Source organism: Candidatus Palauibacter sp. (assembly GCF_965197445.1).
Lineage (GTDB): Bacteria > Gemmatimonadota > Gemmatimonadetes > Palauibacterales > Palauibacteraceae > Palauibacter.
The window spans coordinates 376,302-396,836 of record NZ_CBDANE010000004.1 but is presented as its reverse complement, the minus strand read 5'-3'; the positions used below and the strand labels follow the sequence as shown (position 1 = coordinate 396,836).

The window sequence follows — 20,535 nt, the reverse complement described above, 5'->3', positions numbered from 1 at the left end:
CGTGCAACCACACAACGGCGGGCCGACCCCGCTCTTCCCGCGAAGAGCTTCGTGAGGGCATGGACGAGCACGTCTCCTGGCTCGAGGCTCTCTCCGCGCGCCTTCCGGTGTGGCCGTGGCTGCGTACGCAGAAAAGTGGGTGTGCCGCTACCCGGGCCTCTCACAGTGGCGGGGCCGCATCGGATTCTCACCGACTTCCGTTTGCCCGTCCATGTCTCCGAGCGTCGGCGCCAACATGCGCGGGGCCCGTCAGAACGCGCAAGCAACCCCGCCCCGGACCCGGTGGCCGCTAGGGATCGAAGCGGCCGAAGTCCTCCGGGTCCAACCCCTTGAGGTAGTCGCTCAGGGGCTCTTCCGGGCTCTCGCTCGTCCCGCTCTCGAGGAGTGGTTCCTCATGCTCGGGGGGAGCCGCCTCCTCGATATCGTATTCCGTCGTCTCCAGCAGACTCTCCTCCGCATAGATGGGGGCCTCTGCGCGAAGGGCGAGCGCGATGCTGTCGCTGGGCCGGGAATCGATGGAGATGAACTCGCCGTTTCTCCGGAAGACGAGCGAAGCGTAGTAGGTGTTGTCGATGACCTTCGTGATCAGGACGCGGACGAAGGCGCTGCCGAGCCCACGCACGACCGCGTTGAACAGATCGTGGGTCAGAGGGCGCGCGAACTGGACTCCCGCGAGTTCCATCGCGATCGCCGAGGCTTCCCCCGGTCCGATCCAGATTGGGAGGAGCCGATCCCCGTGCTTCTCCTTGAGGATCACGACCGGTGCTCCGGAGACCTTGTCGAGCCCGAGGCTCGCGACCGTGACCTCCTGCATCCCCTGCTCAATCACTCCGACATCCTCCCGACGCTACCCTGCGAGCGCGTCGACCTGGTCGGTGCGTTCCCACGTGAACCCTCCCTCTCCCGGTTCCCGGCCGAAGTGACCGTAGGCGGCCGTCCGGCGGTAGATCGGGCTGCGGAGTCCGAGCCGATCGATGATCGCGGCCGGCCGCAGGTCGAAGACGTCCACCACGCGGCGAGCCAGCGCGTCATCTCCCAGCCCTCCGGTGCCGAACGTGTCGACCATCACGCTCACCGGCTCCGCGACTCCGATCGCGTAGGCAAGCTGCACCTCCACGCGCCGGGCGAGGCCGGCCGCGACCAGATTCTTGGCGATCCAGCGCGCCGCGTAGGCGGCGGAGCGGTCCACCTTGGAAGGGTCCTTCCCGGAGAAGGCGCCGCCGCCGTGCCGCCCCACGCCGCCATAGGTGTCCACGATGATCTTACGTCCCGTGAGCCCGGCATCCCCCTGCGGCCCGCCGATCGCAAAGCGGCCCGTCGGGTTGATATGAGTCTTCACCCGGTTGCTGTCGTACAGCGCCGAGGGAAGCACGGGCCCAATCACCTCATCGCGGATCGCCGACTCGATTTCCTCCTGCTCGACATCCTCTTCGTGCTGGGCGGAGACGACGACGGTCGTGATCCGGACGGGCTCGCCGTCGGCGTACTCGACGGACACCTGAGCCTTCCCGTCCGGCCGCAGCCACGGGATGCTGGCGGACTTCCGCACATCCGCGAGACGTCGCACGAGCGCGTGCGCCAGCATGATGGGCCGGGGCATGAGCTCCGGAGTCTCATCCGTCGCGTACCCGAACATCATGCCCTGATCGCCGGCACCACCCGTATCGACCCCCAGCGCGATGTTCGCGGACTGCTTGTCGATCGCCGTGAGCACGCTGCACTGCTCCCACTGGATACCGTGCTCGGCACGGGTGTAGCCGACGTCGCGCAGGACCTCCCGGGCGATGCGCGGGATGTCGATCTGGGCCGAGGTCGTGATCTCTCCGGCAACGAGGACGAGTCCCGTGGTCACGAGGGTCTCGCAGGCGACCCGGCCCGCCGGGTCCTTCGACATGATCTCATCGAGGACCGCGTCGGAGATCTGGTCCGCAATCTTGTCGGGGTGTCCCTCCGTCACGGACTCCGAGGAAAACGGTTGATTCCCCTTGACCAATGCTGGCTCTCCCAATCAGTGGTTGGCGACAGGATGCCGCTGCGCACGTAGCGGCCAAGATACTCGCCGTCGTGCTGCCCTCAGGCAACGTCGTCTAGGCGATGGAGAGCGGCGTGGCGGCTCCCGGTACCGCGTCCTCGAGACAGGCGCGCAGCCGGCGGCGAAGGCCGGAGACTCCGTCGCCGAGGTCGGCGGTGGCCAGGGCTCGCTCCAGTTCCGCCGCGGAGAGCAGGGAGACGAATTCCCGGATCTCGGGAACGGACGTCGGCGCGAGGCTGAAGTCCCGGTAGCCGAGCGCCAGCAGGAGGGCGAGCCCGACGGGGTCGGCGGCCAGGTCGCCGCAGACACCGATATCGAGTTCGAGATCGCTCGCCGACTCGAACACCCGGCGGTAGGCGCGCACCATCGCCGGGTGCAGCGGATCCGACAGGTGCTGGAGCCGGGCGTTCCCCCGGTCAACGGCGAGCGAGTACTGGGTCAGGTCGTTGGTCCCGAGACTGATGAAGTCGAGATGTCGTCCCACCAGGTCGAGCGTATCCGCGAGGGCCGGTGTCTCCACCATGACGCCGAGGGGAATCGTCGCCGCCAGCCCGATTTCCTCCGCCACTCCGTCGACGATCTCCTTCGTCCGCAGGATCTCGTCTTCGGAGATGATAAAGGGGACAAGGATCCGCATCCGGCCCTCCGCCCCGCCGGCCCGGATCGCGGCCCGCAGCTGGTTGCTGAACAGCTCCGGCAAGTCCAGGCAGACGCGAATCGCACGCCAGCCGAGGTATGGATTCTCCTCGGGAGGAATGTCCAGGAAGAGGGGGAACTTGTCGCCCCCGATATCAAACGTGCGCAGGGTTACGGGCTGGTCGGGGAAACCCTCGATCACCTCCCTGTAAGCCTCGTATTGCTCTTCTTCGCTGGGGATCACACGCCGGCCAATGACCAGGAACTCGGACCGGAAGAGTCCTACTCCCTCCGCGCCGACGCGCCGGGCCGCGGGCACGTCGTGTGGCTGGTCGATATTGGCCCGGAGGTGGACCCGTACACCATCGGCGGTGAACAGGGGGGCGGGGTCGCGTGTCAGCCCTTCCTCCCGACACTCCGAGAGGCGGCGCGCCATCTGCACGTGCGCCGCTGTCTCGGCTTCTCCCGGGTGCAGGACCACGCGTCCGTTCCCCCCATCAAGGAGCGCCGTTACCCCGTCGGCGATCTTCGCCAGGCCATTGCCCAGACCGACGACAGCCGGGATGCCGAGGGAGCGGGCGAGGAGGGTGCTGTGCGAGGTTCTGGACCCGGTCCCGCTCGCCACGCCGAGCACCAGATCCGGGTCGAGACGAACGGCGAGACTGGGGGTGAGATCGTCCGTCGCGATCAGCGCCTCCTCCGTCGGGAGCGCGAGCGGGTCTGTTTCGAGACCCGCAAGCCGCGTCAGCACGCGGGAGCGGATGTCGCGCAGGTCGGCCAGACGGTCCACCACCATGACCTGTCCCGCGTCCATGATCGCCGTGCGGAGTTCGGTCAGTCGCCAATCGAAGGCACGCTCCGCCGAAAGGAAGTTCTCGCGGATATAGCGGATGGTGCCCGCTACGAGATCGGGGTCGGAGAGGATCAGGATCTGGGGATCGAAGATGTGTGCCTCGACGTCCCCCAGCGACCGGGCCGCGTCTTCGCGGGTCTCGCGGATACGATCGGCGGCCCAGCGCCGCGCCTCCTCGAAGCGAGCGACCTCGTGCTCGACGGCGTCCGCCGCGATGGTCCGGTGCTCCGGTCGCCACACGCGCCGATCCAGCCGCCGTATCGAGCCCAGGGCCCGACCGGGAGACGCCCCGATCCCGTGGATGATCTCGCTCACCGAGTCTCCGCTTCCGAGCCGTCCGTCACGAGTTCCTCCGAGAATCCCGACAGCACCAGCGTGACCAGCGCGTCGACTGCGGACTCCGCGTCGGCACCCGCGGCGCGGATCCTGATGGAGGACCCTGCTTCAGCGGCGAGCATCATGACGCCCATGATGCTCTTTCCGTTCACCTCCACCTCCGCCTTCTCGACCCACACCTCGGCATCGAACCTGGTGGCCAGTTTCACGAACTCGGCGGCCGGGCGGGCGTGCAGCCCGAGCCGGTTCTGGATGCGAACCGCTCCTTCGTGTCGTGTCGTCACAGGAACCTTCCGCTCCGGTCGAGCGAACGATCGACGGCGGGTCGCAATCCCCCGAGGGCTGCCCCGCCCGTCGCAACTCTCACAGGAGCCACACTACGCAGGCGGCAAGCAGGCTCGCCATCGCGGCTCCCGAGACATGTCGGGGGACAAGGTAACCACTTAACGCCGCGAGGACCGCAAGCGCCCCGATCCAGAGGTCCGCTGTGGCCCCGGGGATGCGCGCGATCAGGAGCGCGGCCACCGCCCCGATGAGGAACTGGTTGGCGAGCACAAGGGCCCTCGCCGCTTTCCTGAAGGGGACTCCCCTGAGCGCCGCCGCGACGGTCCGCCCGGCCCGCCAGCCAAGGCGCAGCCCCCACAGCCGAAGTGCGAGATGTCCGAGGTTGTACACGATGAGGAAACCCGCCGCCGCGACGACAGGATCGAGCCCGAGAAGGAAGCCCGCCGCCGCGACCGAGGCGCAGAAAGGTCGCCAGCCGGCCCACACCGTCTCATCCCCCAAGGCCCCGAGGGGCGCACGGAGTGCGGACCGGAAGCGAGCCACCGTGTCCGGATCCTCGCCGCCGTACTCGAGCCGCGCCAGGGCTCCAATCGCCACCGGAGTCAGGTACGGATGCGCGTTGAAAGCGAGCGAATGGCGTTCAATGGCCGACTGCAGGGCGTCCGCGTCGTCCGCGAAGATTCGGGCCAGCAGCGGGGCCATGGCGTGGGCCATCCCGGGGCCGCTCATGGTCCGGTGGTTCCAGGATCCCTGGACCGAAAAACTGCGCAGCAGGGCGCGGACGATGTCCGTCCGTCTCGGCCTCACGCGAGCACCCGGGCGAGGATCGCGCCGAGCAGACCGCCCGCTGCGAAGACCGGCCAGCTTCGGCTCCGGGCACCCAGCCCGCGTGCCGAGACACCGGCCGCACCGGCCAGGCCGACCGCGGCCAGCGCCGGCGTCCAAACGAGCCCCGAACCCCCGGGCGACTGCGTGGAGAGGAAGCTGACGAGCAGGGCGGAGGGCACGAGCAGCACCGCCACGAGCAGTCCCGCACGGACGCCGTCCAGCAGCATGGCGAGCCGATGGCGTCGCGCCAGTACGCCTGCCCCGCCCCGGACTCCGCCGGGCCCGCTCACGAAGCGGGCCGTCACGCGCCTCAGCAGGCCTACCGAGTAGGCCCCCGTCCAGCCGAGCGCCCACCCGGCGACGACCGCCGCCAGGAGGCCCACGGGCGACCCCGTCTCCGCCAGCCCGTAGGCGGCGCCCGCCGTGAACGCCGCCGGCCCCGGCTCGGGGTGCCGGGCGCCGCCGAAGGACGGGTGTCGCGACAGGACCAGGTCCAGCCAGGCCCCGATCAGGAACCCGCCCGCCGGCGCCCCGAACAGGAGCCCGCCCAGCGCACCGGCCACGATCGGCCGCGACCACATGCCCTGGGGCCAGGATACGGCGTCCAGGCCGACCGCGGCTCCCAGACCGCATGCGAGGAGCCAGTGACTCAGCGACAGTTCGACGCCCATCATCAGCGTTCGAACTCCTCCAGAGATACCTCGGGTGCCGTCGGCAGGTCCCGGGCCGACACCCGGCAGTGGCGCCCGATCGCCCTCAAGTCTTCACGCTCGCCAGGTGACAGGTGCACATAGTCGAGGACCTTCTCCCGCCCCGGTGCCGGATGGAGGCCTCCGACGTTGACCGCGCACCCGTCGAGGCAACCGCACTCGGCGAGCACCCGCATGGCCGCCGTATCCCTGGTCAGCAGGGCGCCCCGCCCCGCCCGGCCGGCGAAGTCCTCCAGGCGAGCCGCCGCCGCGACACTCAGGAACTCCACGCACTCGTCGTCGCTCAGCGCGCTGGCCCAGATCTCCTGCTCCCACTCGCTGGAGGCGAGAGCGTCGTCGACGATCACGTAGTAGTCGAGGCCCAGGTGGTTGCCCCAGCCCACGAGGACCTGGCCGTGGATCAGACGCTCGTCGATCCTCAGGAGTTGCAGAGACACGACACCCCCGGTCAGTCGGTCTCGGCCGCGGGGCCCAGGTGTGCCTGCTGCCCGGACTGCCCCTTCCGGATCAGGCGCGGGACCAGCGCATCGAGGGGCATCTCCCGGTGAAACACGAAATCGAGCAGCATGGGCAGGTTGACGCCGGTGATGCAGGCGGCGCGCCGGGTCTCGCGCACCAGCCTGAGGCCGGCCATGCCGCAGCTCCCGCCCGCGATGTCGACGAAGAGGATGGTGTCCACGTCGGCGGCCGCCTCGGAGAGGGTGTCGCGAAGCGTGTCGGGCCCCAGGCCCTCGTTGCTCACCGGACGCAGCACCCCGGTCACTCCGCTGATGGTCTCCACCGCGGACACCAGCGCGCGGGCCAGATCGGCGTGCGAGACCACAACGCCGCGGACGCGGCTACTCATCGTCGGATTCGAGGTAATCGCGCACGGGCCGCATGCGCTCGATGAGGTCCCGCTCGAAGGCCGCCGCCGGGTCCTCTCCCGAAAATCGTAGCAGGTGGTTCATGGCGATGACTTCGGCGATGACCGTGATGTTCTTTCCGGGATTCAGCGGGATGCGGACCTTCGGCAACGGCACGCCCAGGATCTCGCACTCCTCTGTCTCGAGACCCGTCCGGTCGTAGTCGTCGCGCGCGCCCCAGACTTCGAGCTCCACCACGACTTCGATCCGCTTCTGTTCGCGTACGGCGCGGATCCCGAACATCGCCCGTATATCGATGATGCCGACGCCCCGCATCTCCATGTGGTGACGCTGATGTTCGTGAGCGCGGCCGAGGAGGATGTCGCTCTGCCGGCGGTGCACGAGGATGAGGTCGTCGGCCACGAGCCGGTGGCCACGTTCGACGAGATCGAGGACGCACTCGCTCTTGCCGATGCCGGACGGGCCCATGAAGAGAAGGCCGATCCCGTACACGTCGGCGAGGGATCCGTGGATCGAGGTTCGCGGCGCGAATTCTTCCTCGAGATAGGGCTGAAGCCGTCGGTAGAAGTCTCCTGTCTTCAGCGGCGTGGAGAGCAGCGTGACACCGGCGGCCTCCGCGGCCACCAGCAACTGCTCGGGCGCATCCTGACTCTTGGTGATGAAGGCACACGGGACGCCTGACTGGAACACGAATGTGAGCGCGGCTCCACGCTCGGCGTCGGAGAGGCTGGCGAGATAGGCGATCTCGGTCTGGCCGAAGATCTGGACCCGGTTGGATACGAAGCGCTCGCTATAGCCCGCTAGCGCGAGCCCGGGCGAGGAGACCTCCGGCACGCGGATCTCGCGCTCGAGCCCCCTCTCACCGACGAGCACGGAGAGGGAGAAGGCATCCCGTTTGCGCCGCAGCAGCGACGCCACGGTCAGTGTCACCCGGTTTCTCCGGGCGGCTCGAACGGGCTGCCGAACAGTTCCTCCATCGGGGGCGCGGCATGCTGGTGGTACCGGTCGTGGTTGCGCCGCAGCTGGTTGCCCAGCTTGTCGGTCAGCCGATCAAGCGCCGTGCGTGGGTCAGGCCCCGCGGCTTCTCCGTGCACCGGCCGCCCCCGGTCGATACTGACGACCGCCGCGGCGCGGACCTGCGTCTTCTCGCCGGTGAACACTACTTCGGCTTTTGATGCTCGCGGCTCGAAGCGCTGCAGGTTTTCGAAGCGCGCCTCGATGACGTCGCGAATTCCCGATACATCCGTGTTGCGTGCAGTGACGATAGTTCTCATCGGCCCTCATGTGGGTTGTCGGCAGCCAGTATGCGACAAAAATGCGCTTCTGTCTCGTCCGCTGCACGCGACCATGAAAACCGGGCCGCATGCGCGATCCCGCCCTTCCCGAGACGGTCGCGGAGGGCGGCGTCTCGAAGCACCTCGAGGAGCGCACGAGTCCAGGACTCCACGTCTCCGTGCGGCGCGAGGAGTCCCGACTTCCCGACCTCGACCGACTCCCGAAGTCCCGGCGCGTCGCTGGCGATCACCGGCGTCCCGCACGCGGCGGCTTCCACGTTGGTCATTCCCCAGCCTTCCTTCGGCGACGGGTAGACCACGCTCCAGGCCCTCCGGAGCCAGTCGACCTTCTCCTGTTCCGATACATACCCCCGGAAGCTCACCGTGTGCGCGTGACCCGCGCGGCCCGCGAGGCGCCGGAGCCGGTGCTCGTCGCTGCCGCGGCCTGCGATCACGAGTTTCACGTCGGGGATCCTGGGGCGCAGCCGCGACAGAACGTCGAACAACAGATCGATCCCCTTGTAGCGTTTGAGCCGGCCCACGTACAGGACGGTGGGGTCTCTCGACCGATCTCGCTCCGACCCCGGTCGGTACGTGCCGTGGTCGATACCGGGCGGGATGACCGTGATGTCGCGGGCGCGGAGGCCGCGTTTGGTGAGATCGAGGGCGGTGCTCTCCGAAATGGCCTGGAACGGACAGTCCCGGTATACGCGCGGGATCGCCCGCTCGGCCGCCCATACCGCCGCTGCGACGGGGAGTCGCGCCTCCGTGAAGGCCGTGGCGCCGAACAGGTGCGGGACTAGCGGCACCACGGGTACGCCGGCCCACAGGGGCGAATAGAGCGGGATCTTGTTGATGTCCTCGACGAGGAGGTCGGGCGCGAAGTCCCGCAGGACACGGAGGGCCGCGCCCCGGGCGCGCGCTGCGTAGCTGTAGCGCCCTCCGACTCGTTCGAACTCGATGCCGTCGAGCTTCGCCGAGGGCGCGGCGCCCGGCCACCCGCCGACCACCGCCCGGACCTCGTGGCCGCGGGCCGCGAGACGACCGAAGATCTCGTGCAGATGGACCTCGGCCCCTCCCGCCTCGGGGTTCTCCCGGTCCTGCCAGTTGAGGAGCAGGAGCCGGAGCGGCCGCGCCGCGGGGTCGCTCAGGGCTCGCCTTCGCCGGCCTTGAGGACCGCGTCCAGCACTCCGTTCAGGAAACGTGGGCTCTCGGGGCTCCCGTACCGGGTTGCCAGCTTCAGCGCCTCGTGGATGGTGACTCGCGGCGGGACGTCGTCGAGCCAGCGCAGTTCCGCGATCCCGATACGCAGGATGTTGCGGTCGATGACGTGCAGACGTTCGAGTCGCCAGTTCGACGCGTGCCGCCCGATCGCGGCGTCGATCTCCGGCAGGTTGCCGCTCACCGTCTCGAGCAGGCGCTCCACATGCGGCCGATAGCGGGCGGACATCCTGCGGTGCGCCAGGATTCGACGTGCATGTTCGAGCGGCGTGCCCTCGCCGGCGACCTCCCACGCGTAGAGCAGGTTCAGCGTCCAACTGCGCGACCGCGATCGGACGTGTGAACGCAGGGGTGGGCTCACGCGTTCCGCTGACCGCGGAGATCAGCCATTCGCAGCGCGGCCAATGCCGCCTCCACGCCCGCGTTTCCGAGTTCGCCGCCCGCCCGGGCCAGCGCCTGATCCCGGTGGTATGGCGTAAGCACACCCAGGCCCACCGGCACGCCGGTGTCCAGCTGCACCCGGGCCAGTCCGTCGATCGCCGCACGGCTCACGTGCTCGAAGTGCGCGGTCTCGCCACGTATCACGCAGCCCAGAGCCACGATCGCGTCGTACCCGCCCGCGGCCGCCTCGCGCGCGGCGAGGGGGAGTTCCCAGGCACCCGGAACATGCACGATGTCCATATCCTCCTCGGCCACCCCGCACTCGATGAGCGTCCGCGCCGCGCCGTCAAGCAAACGTTCCGTCACGCGACGATTGAAGCGACTCACGATGACGCAGATCCTCCGGCCGGCCCCCTCGGTCGCGTCCTCGTGGGGGGCGGGGCGCTCGCCCGAGGGGGCGTCCGACTTCGTCCTCACGCGGACCCGGTGAGGTGCCCCAGCTTCTCGCGCTTGGTCCGGAGGTACGGGATCACACGATCGTCCACAGGGCTGAGATCCAGGGGGACGCGGTCGCTGATCACGAGACCGAACCCCTCCAGACCGGCAAGCTTCTTCGGGTTGTTCGTCATGATCCGAATCGAGTGCAGCCCCAGATCGGCGAGGATCTGCGCCCCGATGCCGTAGTTCCGCAGGTCGGGCGGAAAGCCGAGCGCCTCGTTCGCTTCGACCGTGTCGTGTCCTTCATCCTGCAGCTCGTAGGCGCGCAGCTTGTTCAACAGTCCGATACCCCGCCCTTCCTGGTCGAGGTAGACGATGACCCCGCTCCCGGCCTCGACGACCATGCGCATCGCGGCCTCCAGCTGATCTCCGCAGTCGCACCGGTGGGAATGGAACACGTCGCCGGTCAGACACCGGGAGTGAACGCGGACGAGGACATCCTCCTTCGCCGTCACATCACCGCGCACGAGCGCGACGTGCTCGCGTTCGTCCACGTCGTTCGCGTACCCCACGATCCGAAAATCGCCCCAGGGGGTGGGAAGTTCGGCCTCCGCGATCCGCCGCACGAGGCTCTCGTTACGCAGGCGGTGCGAGACGAGGGCGGCGACGGTGATGAACGGGATGTCGTGCTCGGCCGAGAACGCCTCGAGCTCAGGCCGTCGCGCCATCGTCCCGTCCTCGTTCAGGATCTCGCAGATGACGCCGGCGGGGGTGCGCCCGGCGAGCCGCGCCAGATCGACAGAGGCCTCGGTCTGTCCGACTCTCTGCAGCACGCCCCCGGGCTTGGCCCGCAGCGGGAAGATGTGGCCTGGCCGCATGAGGTCGGTCGGCCGGGTCTGGGGATCCACCGCTACGCGGATCGTGCGCGCCCGATCCTGCGCCGAGATGCCCGTAGAGATCCCGAAATCCTGTCGGGCGTCGATGGAGACCGTGAACGCGGTCTTGTTGGGGTCGGAGAGCTTGTCGTCCGTCATCAAGGGAAGATCGAGGCGGTCGGCAATCTCGTCCGGCAGCGTGAGGCAGATCAGGCCCCTCGCGTGCGTGCACATGAAGTTGATCGCCTCTGCCGTTGCGAGGTCGGCCGCGCAAACGAGATCCCCTTCGTTCTCACGGTCCTCGTCATCAGCGATGATGACCATTCCCCCGCTGCGTACCCGCTCTATCGCTGCTTCCACGGTGTGTGTGGGCATATCCGTCAGCCGAAGTCTTTCTCGGGTTCATTCAGGCCGGCGCCCGGCCTCAACCCTCTGCGGGCGTCGAGTACGAGCGGGCGGCGCGAGCGACGTACTTGCCAATCAGGTCCGCCTCTACGTTAACCCGCGCGCCGGGCGTGAGGCGCCCCAGGGTGGTGTGGGTCCATGTATAAGGGATAATCGCGAATCGCGCGATGGGCCCGGTGAGGCGATTCACCGTCAGACTCACCCCGTCGATCGCGAACGACCCCTGCGGTACGGAGACGGTTTCGATCCCGCCGGGAAGGTCGATGTCCAGGACACCGGACTCGCCTTCCCACACCGCCGAGGCCACTGTCCCGACCCCATCCACATGTCCCTGGACCATGTGCCCGCCGAGGGGTTCTCCCGCCCGCAGCGCGGGCTCCAGATTCACGCCGTCGCCGACCCGCCAGTCTCCGATCGTGGTGCGCTCCAGCGTCGCGGCCACGACGTCGATGTCGAACGCGTCGTCCCCAACCTCGACGACGGTGGTGCACACGCCCGCCACGGACACGGAATCCCCGGCCTCCATCCGGTCGAGGAACGGAACGCGCCGGATGCTCACCCGCAGCCCGTCGTTCGTCCGCTCGCGGCCCGCGACCTCGCCAATGGCCCGCACGATTCCGGTGAACACTAGTCGTCCCCTGGATGGCTCAGAGCTTGCTCAGGACTTCCTCGAGTCGCCGATGCTCGAACACGACCCGGGTATCCTGCCCCAGCGCTTCTCGCTGGACCGGCTGCCAATCTCCCGGTTTCGAGGGGTCGAGCCCCGGAAACGCGGGAACTCCGTCTTCGCCGTAGAACATGGGGGCGAGGAAGGCGTGGATCCTCTGGACGTGTCCCTGGCGCAGCGTCGCCGCCGCAACCTGCCCGCCACCCTCGATGAGCACGGAAAGGACGCCGCGCGTCCCGAACTCGTTCCAGACCGCGTCGACACTCAGGGTATGCTCATCCCGGCCCGGCACTCCGATGACCTCCACGCCCGCGTCGCGTAGCGGGGCGGCCCGCTCTTCGAACCCGTCCGCCCCAGCGTCCGCGAACACCCACACGGGCGCCTCTTCAACAGTTCGCACGAGCTGAGTCCCCAGACCCAGGCGGAGTCTCGTGTCCAGCACTGCCCGCACCGGCGGGACGCGCGGCGGGACTTCACCCCGGGCGGTGAGGAGGGGGTCGTCGATGGCGACGGTGTTGCGTCCGATGAGGATCGCGTCGTGACAGGCGCGCAACCGGTGGACTTCATCCAGCGCACGTATGCCGGTCACCGGGGTCCGCACGCTTTCCGCACCGAGCTTGGCGTCGAGTGAGAGCGCAAGCTTGAGGGAGGCGAACGGTACCCACTCGCGGTGAAACCAGAGGAATGGTGCATTCAGCCGTTTCGCGGCCGTACCCTCGATCCCGATCTCGACGTCCAGACCCGCCTGCCGGAGTTCTTCGGCCCCGTGCCGAGCTTCCGGGTTCGGATCTCGGCACGCGATGACCACGCGCCGGACTCCGGATCGGATGATCGCGGCCGTACACGGCGGAGTCTGTCCCGTGTGGCGGCACGGTTCAAGGCTGACGTAGAGGGTCGCGCCGGCCGCGCGCGTGCCCGCCTCCCGCAACGCGACCACCTCGGCGTGATCGCCACCGTATTCGGCGTACCAACCGCTGCCGAGCACCTGATGCCCGCGGGCCACGATCGCGCCGACAAGGGGGTTCGGCGACACGCGACCCAGACCACGCCGGGCGATGGCCAGCGCTTCGCGCATGTGCCGGAGATCCTCCGTACGACTCGGCGGAGCACCCGCGATGGGGTCGAATCCCTGAGCGGTCACGCGCCCTCCATGCGGACCTTCCCGGCACCTTCGATCAGTTCACCGCATACGAACGCGTCGCAGCCGGAACTCCGGACCTCGTCCAGGACGGGGCCGACATCCGACTCTCGCACCACGGCGATCATGCCGACGCCCATGTTGAATGTGTCGAACAGCTCGGCCTCTTCCGCCCCACTCTCACGGGCAATGACGGCAAATTCGTGCGGGCGCGTCCACGCGTCGGATCGCACCACGGCGTCGAGGTCCGGATCGAGGATCCGGTCCAGATTGCCCGGAATCCCACCCCCTGTAATGTGGGCCAACGCCCGCACCCGTCCCGCCTCGAGGCTCGGCGCGAGAATCGGCAGGTAGCTCCGGTGTGGACGCAGCAGGACCTCCGACACGGACGCCTCCGCACCGGGGAAGGGATCGTGCGCTCCAAGCCCGAGCCGACCGAAGAAAAGCGCGCGTACGAAGCTGTAGCCGTTGGTGTGGATGCCGCTCGAAGCGAGTCCGATGAGGTGGTCGCCCGCCGCGATCTCCCGGCGGGCCAGCTCCGGGTATGCGATTTCGCCGACCACGAACCCCGCCAGATCGTACTCCCCTTCCGCGTAGAAATCCGGCATCTCCGCGGTCTCGCCGCCGAGCAACGCGCAACCGTTCTCACGGCACGCCTCCGCCAGCCCGGCGACCACGCTGGTCACGGTGTCCGGGTCCAGCACGCCGCAGGCCACGTAGTCGAGAAAGACCAGCGGCCGGGCGCCTTCGACAAGGATGTCGTTGACGCAGTGGTTCACGAGATCTGCGCCGACGGTGTCGTGGCGATCCGCCATGAAGGCGATCTTGAGCTTGGTTCCCACTCCGTCGGCGCTCGCCACGAGTTCCCGTCCGGGCGTGGCCCGGAAACGTCCTCCGAACGAGCCGAAGTCCGAACTCACCGCGTCGGTCCGCGTGCGCCGCACGAGGTCGGACAACCTCGCCTTCGTCTCGCGAGCCGCCTCAAGGTCCACCCCCGCATCTCGATACGTCAGTCCGCCGCTCATGCCTCCGCCAGTTCGGATGGAATGTCGAATCTCGTCAGCTCCCGGAAGCTTTGCACCCGCTCCTCGACTTCCGCCATGGTCAGCGCCACCATGCGACTCGCGCCGAACCCCTCGCACGCGAAGGACCCGAGCGTGCAGCCATACACGACGGCGCGCCGCAATCCGGACGCCGTCACCGACCCGCTGCGGGCGAGTGACCCGAACAGCCCTCCGGCAAACGCGTCCCCGGCGCCCGTCGGGTCCACGACGTTCTCGAGCGGATACCCCGGAGTAAAGAAGATCTCGTCGTCCGTGAACAGGACGGCGCCGTGCTCGCCCTTTTTGACGACGACGTGCCGGGGGCCCCGCCTCTGGATCCAACGCGCCGCCCTCGTGAGATTCGGGTCGCCGGAGAGCTGCTTCGCTTCCTCGTCGTTCAGCGTGATCATCTCGATTCTCGAAATGACTTCGGAGAGGCGGTCGGGCGTCCGGTCGATCCAGTAGTTCATGGTGTCGCAGCCGACCAGGATCGGCGACTCGATCTGGTCGACGACCGCGAGCTGGAGCGAGGGATCGATATTGCCGAGGAACACCCACGGGGCCGCCCGGAATGCTTCGGGGATCGTCGGCTGGAAGTCGGCGAACACACCGAGCTCGGTGTGCGTCGTGTCTCGCGTATTCATGTTCTGATGGTAGACGCCGCCCCACCGGAAGCTCGACCCGGGTCGCCTCTCCAGGCCCGCCAGATCGGCCCCCCGCCGCCGCAGGAAATCGAGTTCGCTCCACGGATAGTCGTCTCCCACTACTCCCACGAGCTGGACCTCACCGAAGAGAGAAGCCGCCGCGCTGAAGTGAATCGCGGCTCCTCCGACGACCTCGTCTCTGTGTCCCACCGGGGTCGAGATCTCGTCGAGGGCGACGCTGCCGACCACGAGAATCGGATCACCGCGATCTCCCCTGCCGCTCACGGCTGCGGACCGACGGCGACAGCGGGCTCCCGAGACAGTGTTTCGGGGGCCGACAGTCCGAGCGCCCGCAGGCCGTTCCGCAGCGTAATCTGGACCGCGCGCGCGAGCACGATCCGCGCGCTCCGCTCCGGTACGTCGGCCAGGATCCGCAGCCCGGGGTCCAGGTTTCCCTGATGGTACCAGGCGTTCACCGACCCGGCGGTCTCCTCCAGATATGCGCACACGACATGGGGCGCCCGACTCTCCGCGGCGGCCGCGATGATCTCCGGCAGCCGGAGAATCGCGAGCGCCACGTCACGCTCGGCCGGCGTGCCGAACCCTTCCGGAACCCCCCCGCCGACCGGGACATCAGCCGGATCGAGTCCCGCTTTCCTGAACACGCTGCACATCCGGGCGTGGGCGTACTGGATCTTGTAGACGGGATTCGCCTCGGAGGTATCGAGAGCCAGGTCGAGGTCGAAGTTGAGATGGACCTCGGCCCGTCGCATGAGAAAGAAGTACCGCGCCACGTCCGGCCCCGTCTCGTCAACGAGCTCTCCCAGCGTGACGAACCGCCCGGCCCGCTTGCTCATGCGCACCTCCTTGCCGTCGCGCATGATCGTTACGAGCTGGATGATGAGCACCTGGAGGAGATCGGGGTACGACAGCCCTCTGAGCGCCGCGAGCATACGTTTCTCGTGACCCTGATGGTCGGCCCCCCATACATCGATTGCGACGTCGAAACCGCGCCGCGCCTTGTCGAGATGGTAGGCGAGATCCGGCAGGAAATATGTGAACGAGCCGTCGCTCTTGATGAGGACACGATCTTTCTCGTCGCCCAGATCCGAGGTCCGGAGCCAGGTCGCACCGTCCTCGCGGTACGTCAGTCCGCGCGCCTCCAGGCGTTCGAGCAGGCGCCCGATCGCACCGGAGTCGTACAGCGACTGCTCCGAGTAGAACACGTCCATCTCGACGCCGAACCGGGACAGGTCCTCCGCCTGCTCTTCCCGCAGCAAGCGTACGGCCTCGCTCTGGAAACGGGTCAGACGGTCCTCGGGGGAAAGCGACGCCAGGGACTCCGCGCCGGCGGCATCGCGGATCGCCGCCGCCACGCCGCGAACATACTCCCCGTGATACCCACCCTCGGGCACAGCGGCCGGACGACCGGCCATTTCTTCGTGACGGGCCTCGACGGACTCCGCGAGGAGTTGGATCTGCCGCCCCGCATCGTTGACGTAGAACTCGCGCGTGACCTCGTGCCCGACCCACTCCAGAAGCGACGCCACGGCGTCGCCGAGGGCGGCGCCCCGCCCATGAGCGACGTGCAGTGGCCCCGTCGGGTTGGCGGAAACGAACTCCACGTTGATGCGTAGGGGCGGCGTGGCCGGACTCCGCCCCCATCCCCTGTCCGCCTCGAGAATCCCATCCAGCCGGGGCCAGATTGAATCGTCCGCGAGCCGGAAGTTGAGGAAGCCGGGGCCCGCGACCTCGACCGCGTCGAGGCCGGCGGCGGACGCATCGAGGAGTTCGCAGATGCGCTCCGCCAGCTTACGGGGTGGCTGTTCCAGTCTTCCTGCCAGCACGAGGGCGGCGTTGGACGCCCAGTCCCCGTGCGACGGATCGCGCGGCCGTTCGAGGCCCGGCGAGAAGCCCTCCGGGGCACCCGCGGCACGGAGCGCGCACGCGAGCGCCGCGGACAGTCGGGCGAAACCGGGGTCACCGGTCACGAACCGCCGTCTTTCCTGTCGGCCTGGCCGCCGCTGCCGGCACTCTCTTTCGTGCCACCCTTCGCCTCGCCGCCGTCGTGCTTCGCCTCGCCCTTCGCGGAGGAGGAGGACTTCGGCCCCGTTGAATCTCCTTCACGACTGTCCGCCTGCCGGTAGTCGGTCGCATAGAAGCCGGGCCCCTTGAAGACGAGGCCGCCTCCGGCGGAAATCAGGCGTTCGACCTCGTATTCCCCGCACGACGGGCACAGACGCACGGGCGCGTCCGACATGCGCTGGAACTTCTCGAACTCGTGACGGCAACCACGACATCGGTACTCGTACGTCGGCATTGCAACCCCTGTCAGCGGGGCCGGTATTCGCCCCAGATATCGCGAAGAGCGTGGCTGATCTCACCCAGGGTGACCCGGCGCCGGACGGCGTCGATCAGGACGGGGAGGAGGTTAGCATCTCCGGCCGCCGCTTGCCGGATCTGCGTCAGCGCCCCCTCGACCTCGGACGCATCCCGGGCAGCCTTGAGCTCGGCGAGCCGGTGGCGCTGGTCGCCCTCGAGGCGGGCGAAATCGGGCGGCTTCGGCATCTCGACCGGAGCATCGTCGTCGTGGATGTTCACGCCGACGACTTCGAGCTCGCCGCTCTCGATGGCCCGTTGATGCCGGTAGGCGGCCCGGTGGATCTCCTCGCGCATGTAGTCGATCGCCTGCACCGGACCGCCAAGGTCGTCGACGCGCGCGATGTACTCCCGCGCCCGCGCTTCCAGGTCGTCCGTAAGCGACTCGATGAAATAGGAGCCGCCCAGGGGGTCGGCCGTATCGCCGACTCCGGTCTCCGCGGCCAGGAGTTGCTGCGTCCGCAGCGCGAGGCGGGCCGCCTCGGCGCCGGGCAGCGAGAGCGCCTCATCGTAACTGTTCGCATGGAGAGATTGCGCCCCTCCGAGTACGGCGGAGAGCGCCTGGATCGCGACACGGACCACATTGTTGAGGGGTTGCTGCGCCGTAAGCGAGGACCCGGCCGTCTGGGCGTGGAACTTGAGCTGGCAGCCGGCCTCGGGCGCTCCGAACCGGTCTCGCATCAGCCGCGCCCAGAGGCGGCGGGCGGCCCGGAACTTGGCGACCTCCTCGAAGAATACGCGGTCGGCGGAGAAGAAGAAGCTGAATCCGGGAGCGACATCCTCGACCGCCAGGCCGCGCTCGACGGCGCGGCGCACATACTCCAGTCCGTTGGCCAGGGTGAACGCGAGTTCCTGGGCCGCGGTGGCCCCACTCTCGCGCATGTGGTAGCCACTGATGGAAATCGAGTGCCAGCGAGGCATTTCCCCGGCGCAGAAGTCGAAGACGTCCGTGACGAACCTGAGGCTGGGTTCCACCGGAAAGATATAGGTGCCCCGCGCGATGAACTCCTTCAGCACGTCGTTCTGAACCGTTCCGCGCAGGGTGGACCGATCGATGCCTCGTTCCTCCGCGACGCCCGCGTACATCGCGAGCAGCAGAGGCGCCGTCGCATTGATCGTCATGGAGGTCGACACGCCCTCGAGCGGAATGCCCTCGAACAGGCGATGCATGTCTTCGATGGAATCGATCGCCACCCCGACCCGTCCGACTTCGCCCCGCACACGATCATCATCCGAGTCATACCCCATCTGGGTAGGCAGGTCGAAGGCGACGGAGAGGCCGGTCTGGCCGGAATCCAGCAGATAGCGGAAGCGCCGGTTCGTCTCCCGGGCGGTCCCGAATCCGGCGTATTGACGCATGGTCCACAGCCGGCCCCGGTACATGGTCGGGTAGACGCCGCGCGTGTAGGGAAACTCGCCGGGATGGCCGGCATCGAGCGCCGCTTCCCGTCGGTCGTAGACCGCCTCGATCTCGAACCCGCTCGAGGTCGTGAACGCCGGGCGCCGTTCGCTCACGGTTTCTCCGGTTCGAGCGTGACGAGGACATCGTCGCGATCCACGATGTCCCCGGGACCGACCCTGATCTCGGCTACGGTGGCGGAGCCTTCGGACCGCAGTTCGTTCTCCATCTTCATGGCCTCGACCACTACCAGCGCTTCACCGCCCGCGACACGCTGCCCGGGCCGCACGAGGACGCGCGAAATCAACCCGGGCATGGGCGCGCGCACTTCACGTGCTCCCGTGCCATCGGCGCTGCGGCTCGCCAGCGCCCGAAGCGCCCGGGCCCGCTCGTCCTCCACCGCGACCTCGAACGTCCGGCCGCGCACGGTCACGCGCCACCCTTTGGGCGTCGGGCGTGCGAATACGCGGTGATTCCGTCCATCGAGGATCAGCCGCAGCTCCCCGTCGCCGACCCGAATCAGCTCGGCTTCCCGGTCGAACCCATTGATCCGCAGACCGGAGGCCAGGCGCTCGACCTCGAAGCTCTCACCTTCCACGCCGGCGTGGTACTTCACCGCGATCGCCTCACCATTCCCGGCAAGCGCTCATCCAGGCCGAGAGTCCGCGGCGACCGTCCCGGGAACTCTTGCCGTCGACGAGGGCCGCGGCCCCGCGGGTGCGATCCGCCAGCAGCACCGCGGCGGCGATCGCCGCGTCGCGGAGGGCCGGGTCCGAAGACCCTCCAAGCCCGGGATGATCGTCCAGGTAGCGGATGGAGACATCGTTCGCCCGGTAGTCCGGTTCGTCCATGACCGCGAGGTGCAGGGGGATCGTGGTCTCGACCCCGTCGATGACGAGTCCTTCCAGTGCAGCCCGCATGCGCCGGATCGCGGCTTCCCGGTTCGCGGCATGGACGACCAGCTTGCCCAGCAGCGAATCGTAGTGAAGGCCGATCTCCGAACCGGGCCGGATCCCGCCATCCCAGCGGACGCCGGGGCCGGCGGGGAGCTCGAGACGTTCGACCCGTCCCGCGGATGGAAGGAACCCGGCCGCCGGGTCCTCGGCGTTGATCCGACACTCGATCGCGTGCCCGCGGGCCGCGGGCGGCTCGCTACCGGAAAGCAACGGGAGGCCGGCCGCGATCCTCAGCTGCTCGCGAACAAGGTCGACCCCCGTGACGCATTCGGTGACGGGATGTTCCACCTGAATCCGCGTGTTCATCTCCAGGAAGAAGAAGTCGTCCCCCTCGACCATGAACTCGACTGTGCCGGCGCCACGGTAATCGACCGCCTCCGCCGCCCGGACCGCCACATCGCCCATCCTCCGGCGGAGACCGTCATCGATGGCCGTACAAGGCGCCTCCTCGATCAGCTTCTGATGCCGCCTCTGGATCGAGCATTCCCGTTCGCCGAGATCCACCGTGCGCCGCTCGTCGGCGAGCACCTGGATTTCGACATGTCGTGGACGCGGCAGAAATCGCTCCACGAAGACCCGACCGTCACCGAAGGCGCTTCGGGCTTCGCGCCGGGCACGGTCGAACACGCCCGCGAGTTCCTCCTCGTCGCCGGCCACGTGCATGCCCTTTCCACCTCCGCCGGCGGCTGCCTTCAGCATGACGGGGAAGCCGATCTCGCGCCCTCCGTCGATGGCCTCGCTTTCCGATGCGAGCGGATCCGTACCCGGGATGACCGGCACACCCGCGGCGATCATCCGCGCGCGGGCCCGGGTCTTGTCACCCATGATCCCGATCGCTTCCGCGGGGGGGCCAATGAAGACGAATCCGGCGGCCTCGACGGCGCGGGCGAAGTCCGCGTTCTCGGCCAGGAAGCCGTACCCCGGATGGACCGCGTCCGCCCCGGCGCGGGCCGCCGCCTCGAGCAGCTTCTCGACCGACAGGTAGCTCTCGGCGGAGGGCGCCGTACCGATCCTCACGGCCTCGTCCGCCAGAAGTACGTGCGGGGCGGCTCGATCCACGTCCGAGTAGACCGCGGCCGCCCTCAGCCCCTCTTCGCGGCAAGCCCGGATGATGCGGACCGCGATCTCGCCGCGATTCGCGATCAGGACCTTGTCGAACATCCGGCCTC

General features: G+C 68.5%; 23 protein-coding genes and 1 riboswitch. All 23 genes read right to left on the bottom strand.

Annotation, left to right across the window (positions count from 1 at the left end):
• Window positions 1-69: 69 nt before the first annotated feature.
• Window positions 70-203: riboswitch (cobalamin riboswitch) on the bottom strand.
• Between the two features lie 86 nt (window positions 204-289).
• The 23 genes from ACN9M6_RS05520 to ACN9M6_RS05410 all read right to left on the bottom strand — a co-directional run bounded on the left by ACN9M6_RS05520 (window position 290) and on the right by ACN9M6_RS05410 (window position 20,527).
• Window positions 290-829 (bottom strand): bifunctional nuclease family protein, encoded by a 540-nt coding sequence (locus tag ACN9M6_RS05520; protein WP_419161919.1) that lies wholly within the window; start codon window positions 827-829, stop codon window positions 290-292.
• A gap of 18 nt (window positions 830-847) precedes the next feature.
• On the bottom strand, window positions 848-1,993 hold the full coding sequence (gene metK, locus ACN9M6_RS05515) for a methionine adenosyltransferase (RefSeq protein ID WP_419161918.1): 1,146 nt from the start codon (window positions 1,991-1,993) through the stop codon (window positions 848-850).
• 94 nt (window positions 1,994-2,087) lie between these two features.
• Window positions 2,088-3,836 carry a phosphoenolpyruvate--protein phosphotransferase gene (gene ptsP, locus ACN9M6_RS05510; RefSeq protein WP_419161917.1) on the bottom strand — a complete coding sequence of 583 codons (1,749 nt, stop codon included), beginning with the start codon at window positions 3,834-3,836 and terminating at the stop codon, window positions 2,088-2,090.
• A complete protein-coding gene (locus tag ACN9M6_RS05505) occupies window positions 3,833-4,141 on the bottom strand; it encodes an HPr family phosphocarrier protein (RefSeq protein ID WP_419161916.1) in 309 nt (102 codons plus the stop codon). The genes ptsP and ACN9M6_RS05505 overlap by 4 nt, the downstream gene beginning before the upstream one ends.
• 79 nt (window positions 4,142-4,220) lie before the next feature.
• Entirely contained in the window at window positions 4,221-4,949 is a 729-nt protein-coding gene (locus ACN9M6_RS05500) for a PTS system mannose/fructose/sorbose family transporter subunit IID (RefSeq protein WP_419161915.1), read from the bottom strand.
• Entirely contained in the window at window positions 4,946-5,644 is a 699-nt protein-coding gene (locus tag ACN9M6_RS05495) for a hypothetical protein (protein WP_419161914.1), read from the bottom strand. Before ACN9M6_RS05495 ends, ACN9M6_RS05500 begins: the two co-directional genes overlap by 4 nt.
• Window positions 5,644-6,117, bottom strand: a complete 474-nt coding sequence (locus ACN9M6_RS05490) for a PTS sugar transporter subunit IIB (protein WP_419161913.1) — start codon at window positions 6,115-6,117, stop codon at window positions 5,644-5,646. The genes ACN9M6_RS05495 and ACN9M6_RS05490 overlap by 1 nt, the downstream gene beginning before the upstream one ends.
• Before the next feature lie 11 nt (window positions 6,118-6,128).
• Window positions 6,129-6,527 carry a PTS sugar transporter subunit IIA gene (locus tag ACN9M6_RS05485; RefSeq protein ID WP_419161912.1) on the bottom strand — a complete coding sequence of 133 codons (399 nt, stop codon included), beginning with the start codon at window positions 6,525-6,527 and terminating at the stop codon, window positions 6,129-6,131.
• Window positions 6,520-7,476, bottom strand: a complete 957-nt coding sequence (gene hprK / locus ACN9M6_RS05480; protein ID WP_419161911.1) for an HPr(Ser) kinase/phosphatase — start codon at window positions 7,474-7,476, stop codon at window positions 6,520-6,522. The genes ACN9M6_RS05485 and hprK overlap by 8 nt, the downstream gene beginning before the upstream one ends.
• Window positions 7,473-7,820: a ribosome hibernation-promoting factor, HPF/YfiA family gene (gene hpf / locus ACN9M6_RS05475; protein WP_419161910.1), complete on the bottom strand. Its 348-nt coding sequence runs from the start codon at window positions 7,818-7,820 to the stop codon at window positions 7,473-7,475. Before hpf ends, hprK begins: the two co-directional genes overlap by 4 nt.
• The gene (locus ACN9M6_RS05470; protein WP_419162259.1) at window positions 7,817-8,938 is read right to left on the bottom strand and encodes a glycosyltransferase family 4 protein; all 1,122 of its coding nucleotides are present in this window, start codon (window positions 8,936-8,938) and stop codon (window positions 7,817-7,819) included. Before ACN9M6_RS05470 ends, hpf begins: the two co-directional genes overlap by 4 nt.
• A 29-nt stretch (window positions 8,939-8,967) precedes the next feature.
• Entirely contained in the window at window positions 8,968-9,402 is a 435-nt protein-coding gene (gene nusB, locus ACN9M6_RS05465; protein WP_419161909.1) for a transcription antitermination factor NusB, read from the bottom strand.
• Window positions 9,399-9,899 (bottom strand): 6,7-dimethyl-8-ribityllumazine synthase, encoded by a 501-nt coding sequence (ribH, locus tag ACN9M6_RS05460; protein WP_419161908.1) that lies wholly within the window; start codon window positions 9,897-9,899, stop codon window positions 9,399-9,401. Before ribH ends, nusB begins: the two co-directional genes overlap by 4 nt.
• A complete protein-coding gene (locus ACN9M6_RS05455) occupies window positions 9,896-11,110 on the bottom strand; it encodes a bifunctional 3,4-dihydroxy-2-butanone-4-phosphate synthase/GTP cyclohydrolase II (protein ID WP_419161907.1) in 1,215 nt (404 codons plus the stop codon). The genes ribH and ACN9M6_RS05455 overlap by 4 nt, the downstream gene beginning before the upstream one ends.
• 49 nt (window positions 11,111-11,159) lie before the next feature.
• Window positions 11,160-11,768, bottom strand: coding sequence for a riboflavin synthase (locus ACN9M6_RS05450; protein WP_419161906.1), 609 nt, complete (start codon window positions 11,766-11,768; stop codon window positions 11,160-11,162).
• 19 nt (window positions 11,769-11,787) lie between these two features.
• Complete coding sequence (gene ribD / locus ACN9M6_RS05445; RefSeq protein ID WP_419161905.1) at window positions 11,788-12,948, bottom strand: bifunctional diaminohydroxyphosphoribosylaminopyrimidine deaminase/5-amino-6-(5-phosphoribosylamino)uracil reductase RibD; 1,161 nt, start codon at window positions 12,946-12,948, stop codon at window positions 11,788-11,790.
• On the bottom strand, window positions 12,945-13,970 hold the full coding sequence (gene purM, locus ACN9M6_RS05440) for a phosphoribosylformylglycinamidine cyclo-ligase (protein ID WP_419161904.1): 1,026 nt from the start codon (window positions 13,968-13,970) through the stop codon (window positions 12,945-12,947). Before purM ends, ribD begins: the two co-directional genes overlap by 4 nt.
• A complete protein-coding gene (locus ACN9M6_RS05435; protein WP_419161903.1) occupies window positions 13,967-14,917 on the bottom strand; it encodes a PfkB family carbohydrate kinase in 951 nt (316 codons plus the stop codon). The genes purM and ACN9M6_RS05435 overlap by 4 nt, the downstream gene beginning before the upstream one ends.
• Window positions 14,914-16,623 carry an arginine--tRNA ligase gene (gene argS, locus ACN9M6_RS05430; protein ID WP_419161902.1) on the bottom strand — a complete coding sequence of 570 codons (1,710 nt, stop codon included), beginning with the start codon at window positions 16,621-16,623 and terminating at the stop codon, window positions 14,914-14,916. The genes ACN9M6_RS05435 and argS overlap by 4 nt, the downstream gene beginning before the upstream one ends.
• Window positions 16,620-16,952 carry an FmdB family zinc ribbon protein gene (locus ACN9M6_RS05425; protein WP_419161901.1) on the bottom strand — a complete coding sequence of 111 codons (333 nt, stop codon included), beginning with the start codon at window positions 16,950-16,952 and terminating at the stop codon, window positions 16,620-16,622. Before ACN9M6_RS05425 ends, argS begins: the two co-directional genes overlap by 4 nt.
• A gap of 11 nt (window positions 16,953-16,963) precedes the next feature.
• Complete coding sequence (locus tag ACN9M6_RS05420) at window positions 16,964-18,526, bottom strand: acyl-CoA mutase large subunit family protein (protein ID WP_419161900.1); 1,563 nt, start codon at window positions 18,524-18,526, stop codon at window positions 16,964-16,966.
• A complete protein-coding gene (locus ACN9M6_RS05415) occupies window positions 18,523-19,026 on the bottom strand; it encodes a biotin/lipoyl-containing protein (protein ID WP_419161899.1) in 504 nt (167 codons plus the stop codon). The genes ACN9M6_RS05420 and ACN9M6_RS05415 overlap by 4 nt, the downstream gene beginning before the upstream one ends.
• A 10-nt stretch (window positions 19,027-19,036) precedes the next feature.
• On the bottom strand, window positions 19,037-20,527 hold the full coding sequence (locus ACN9M6_RS05410) for an acetyl-CoA carboxylase biotin carboxylase subunit (RefSeq protein ID WP_419161898.1): 1,491 nt from the start codon (window positions 20,525-20,527) through the stop codon (window positions 19,037-19,039).
• Window positions 20,528-20,535 lie beyond the last annotated feature (8 nt).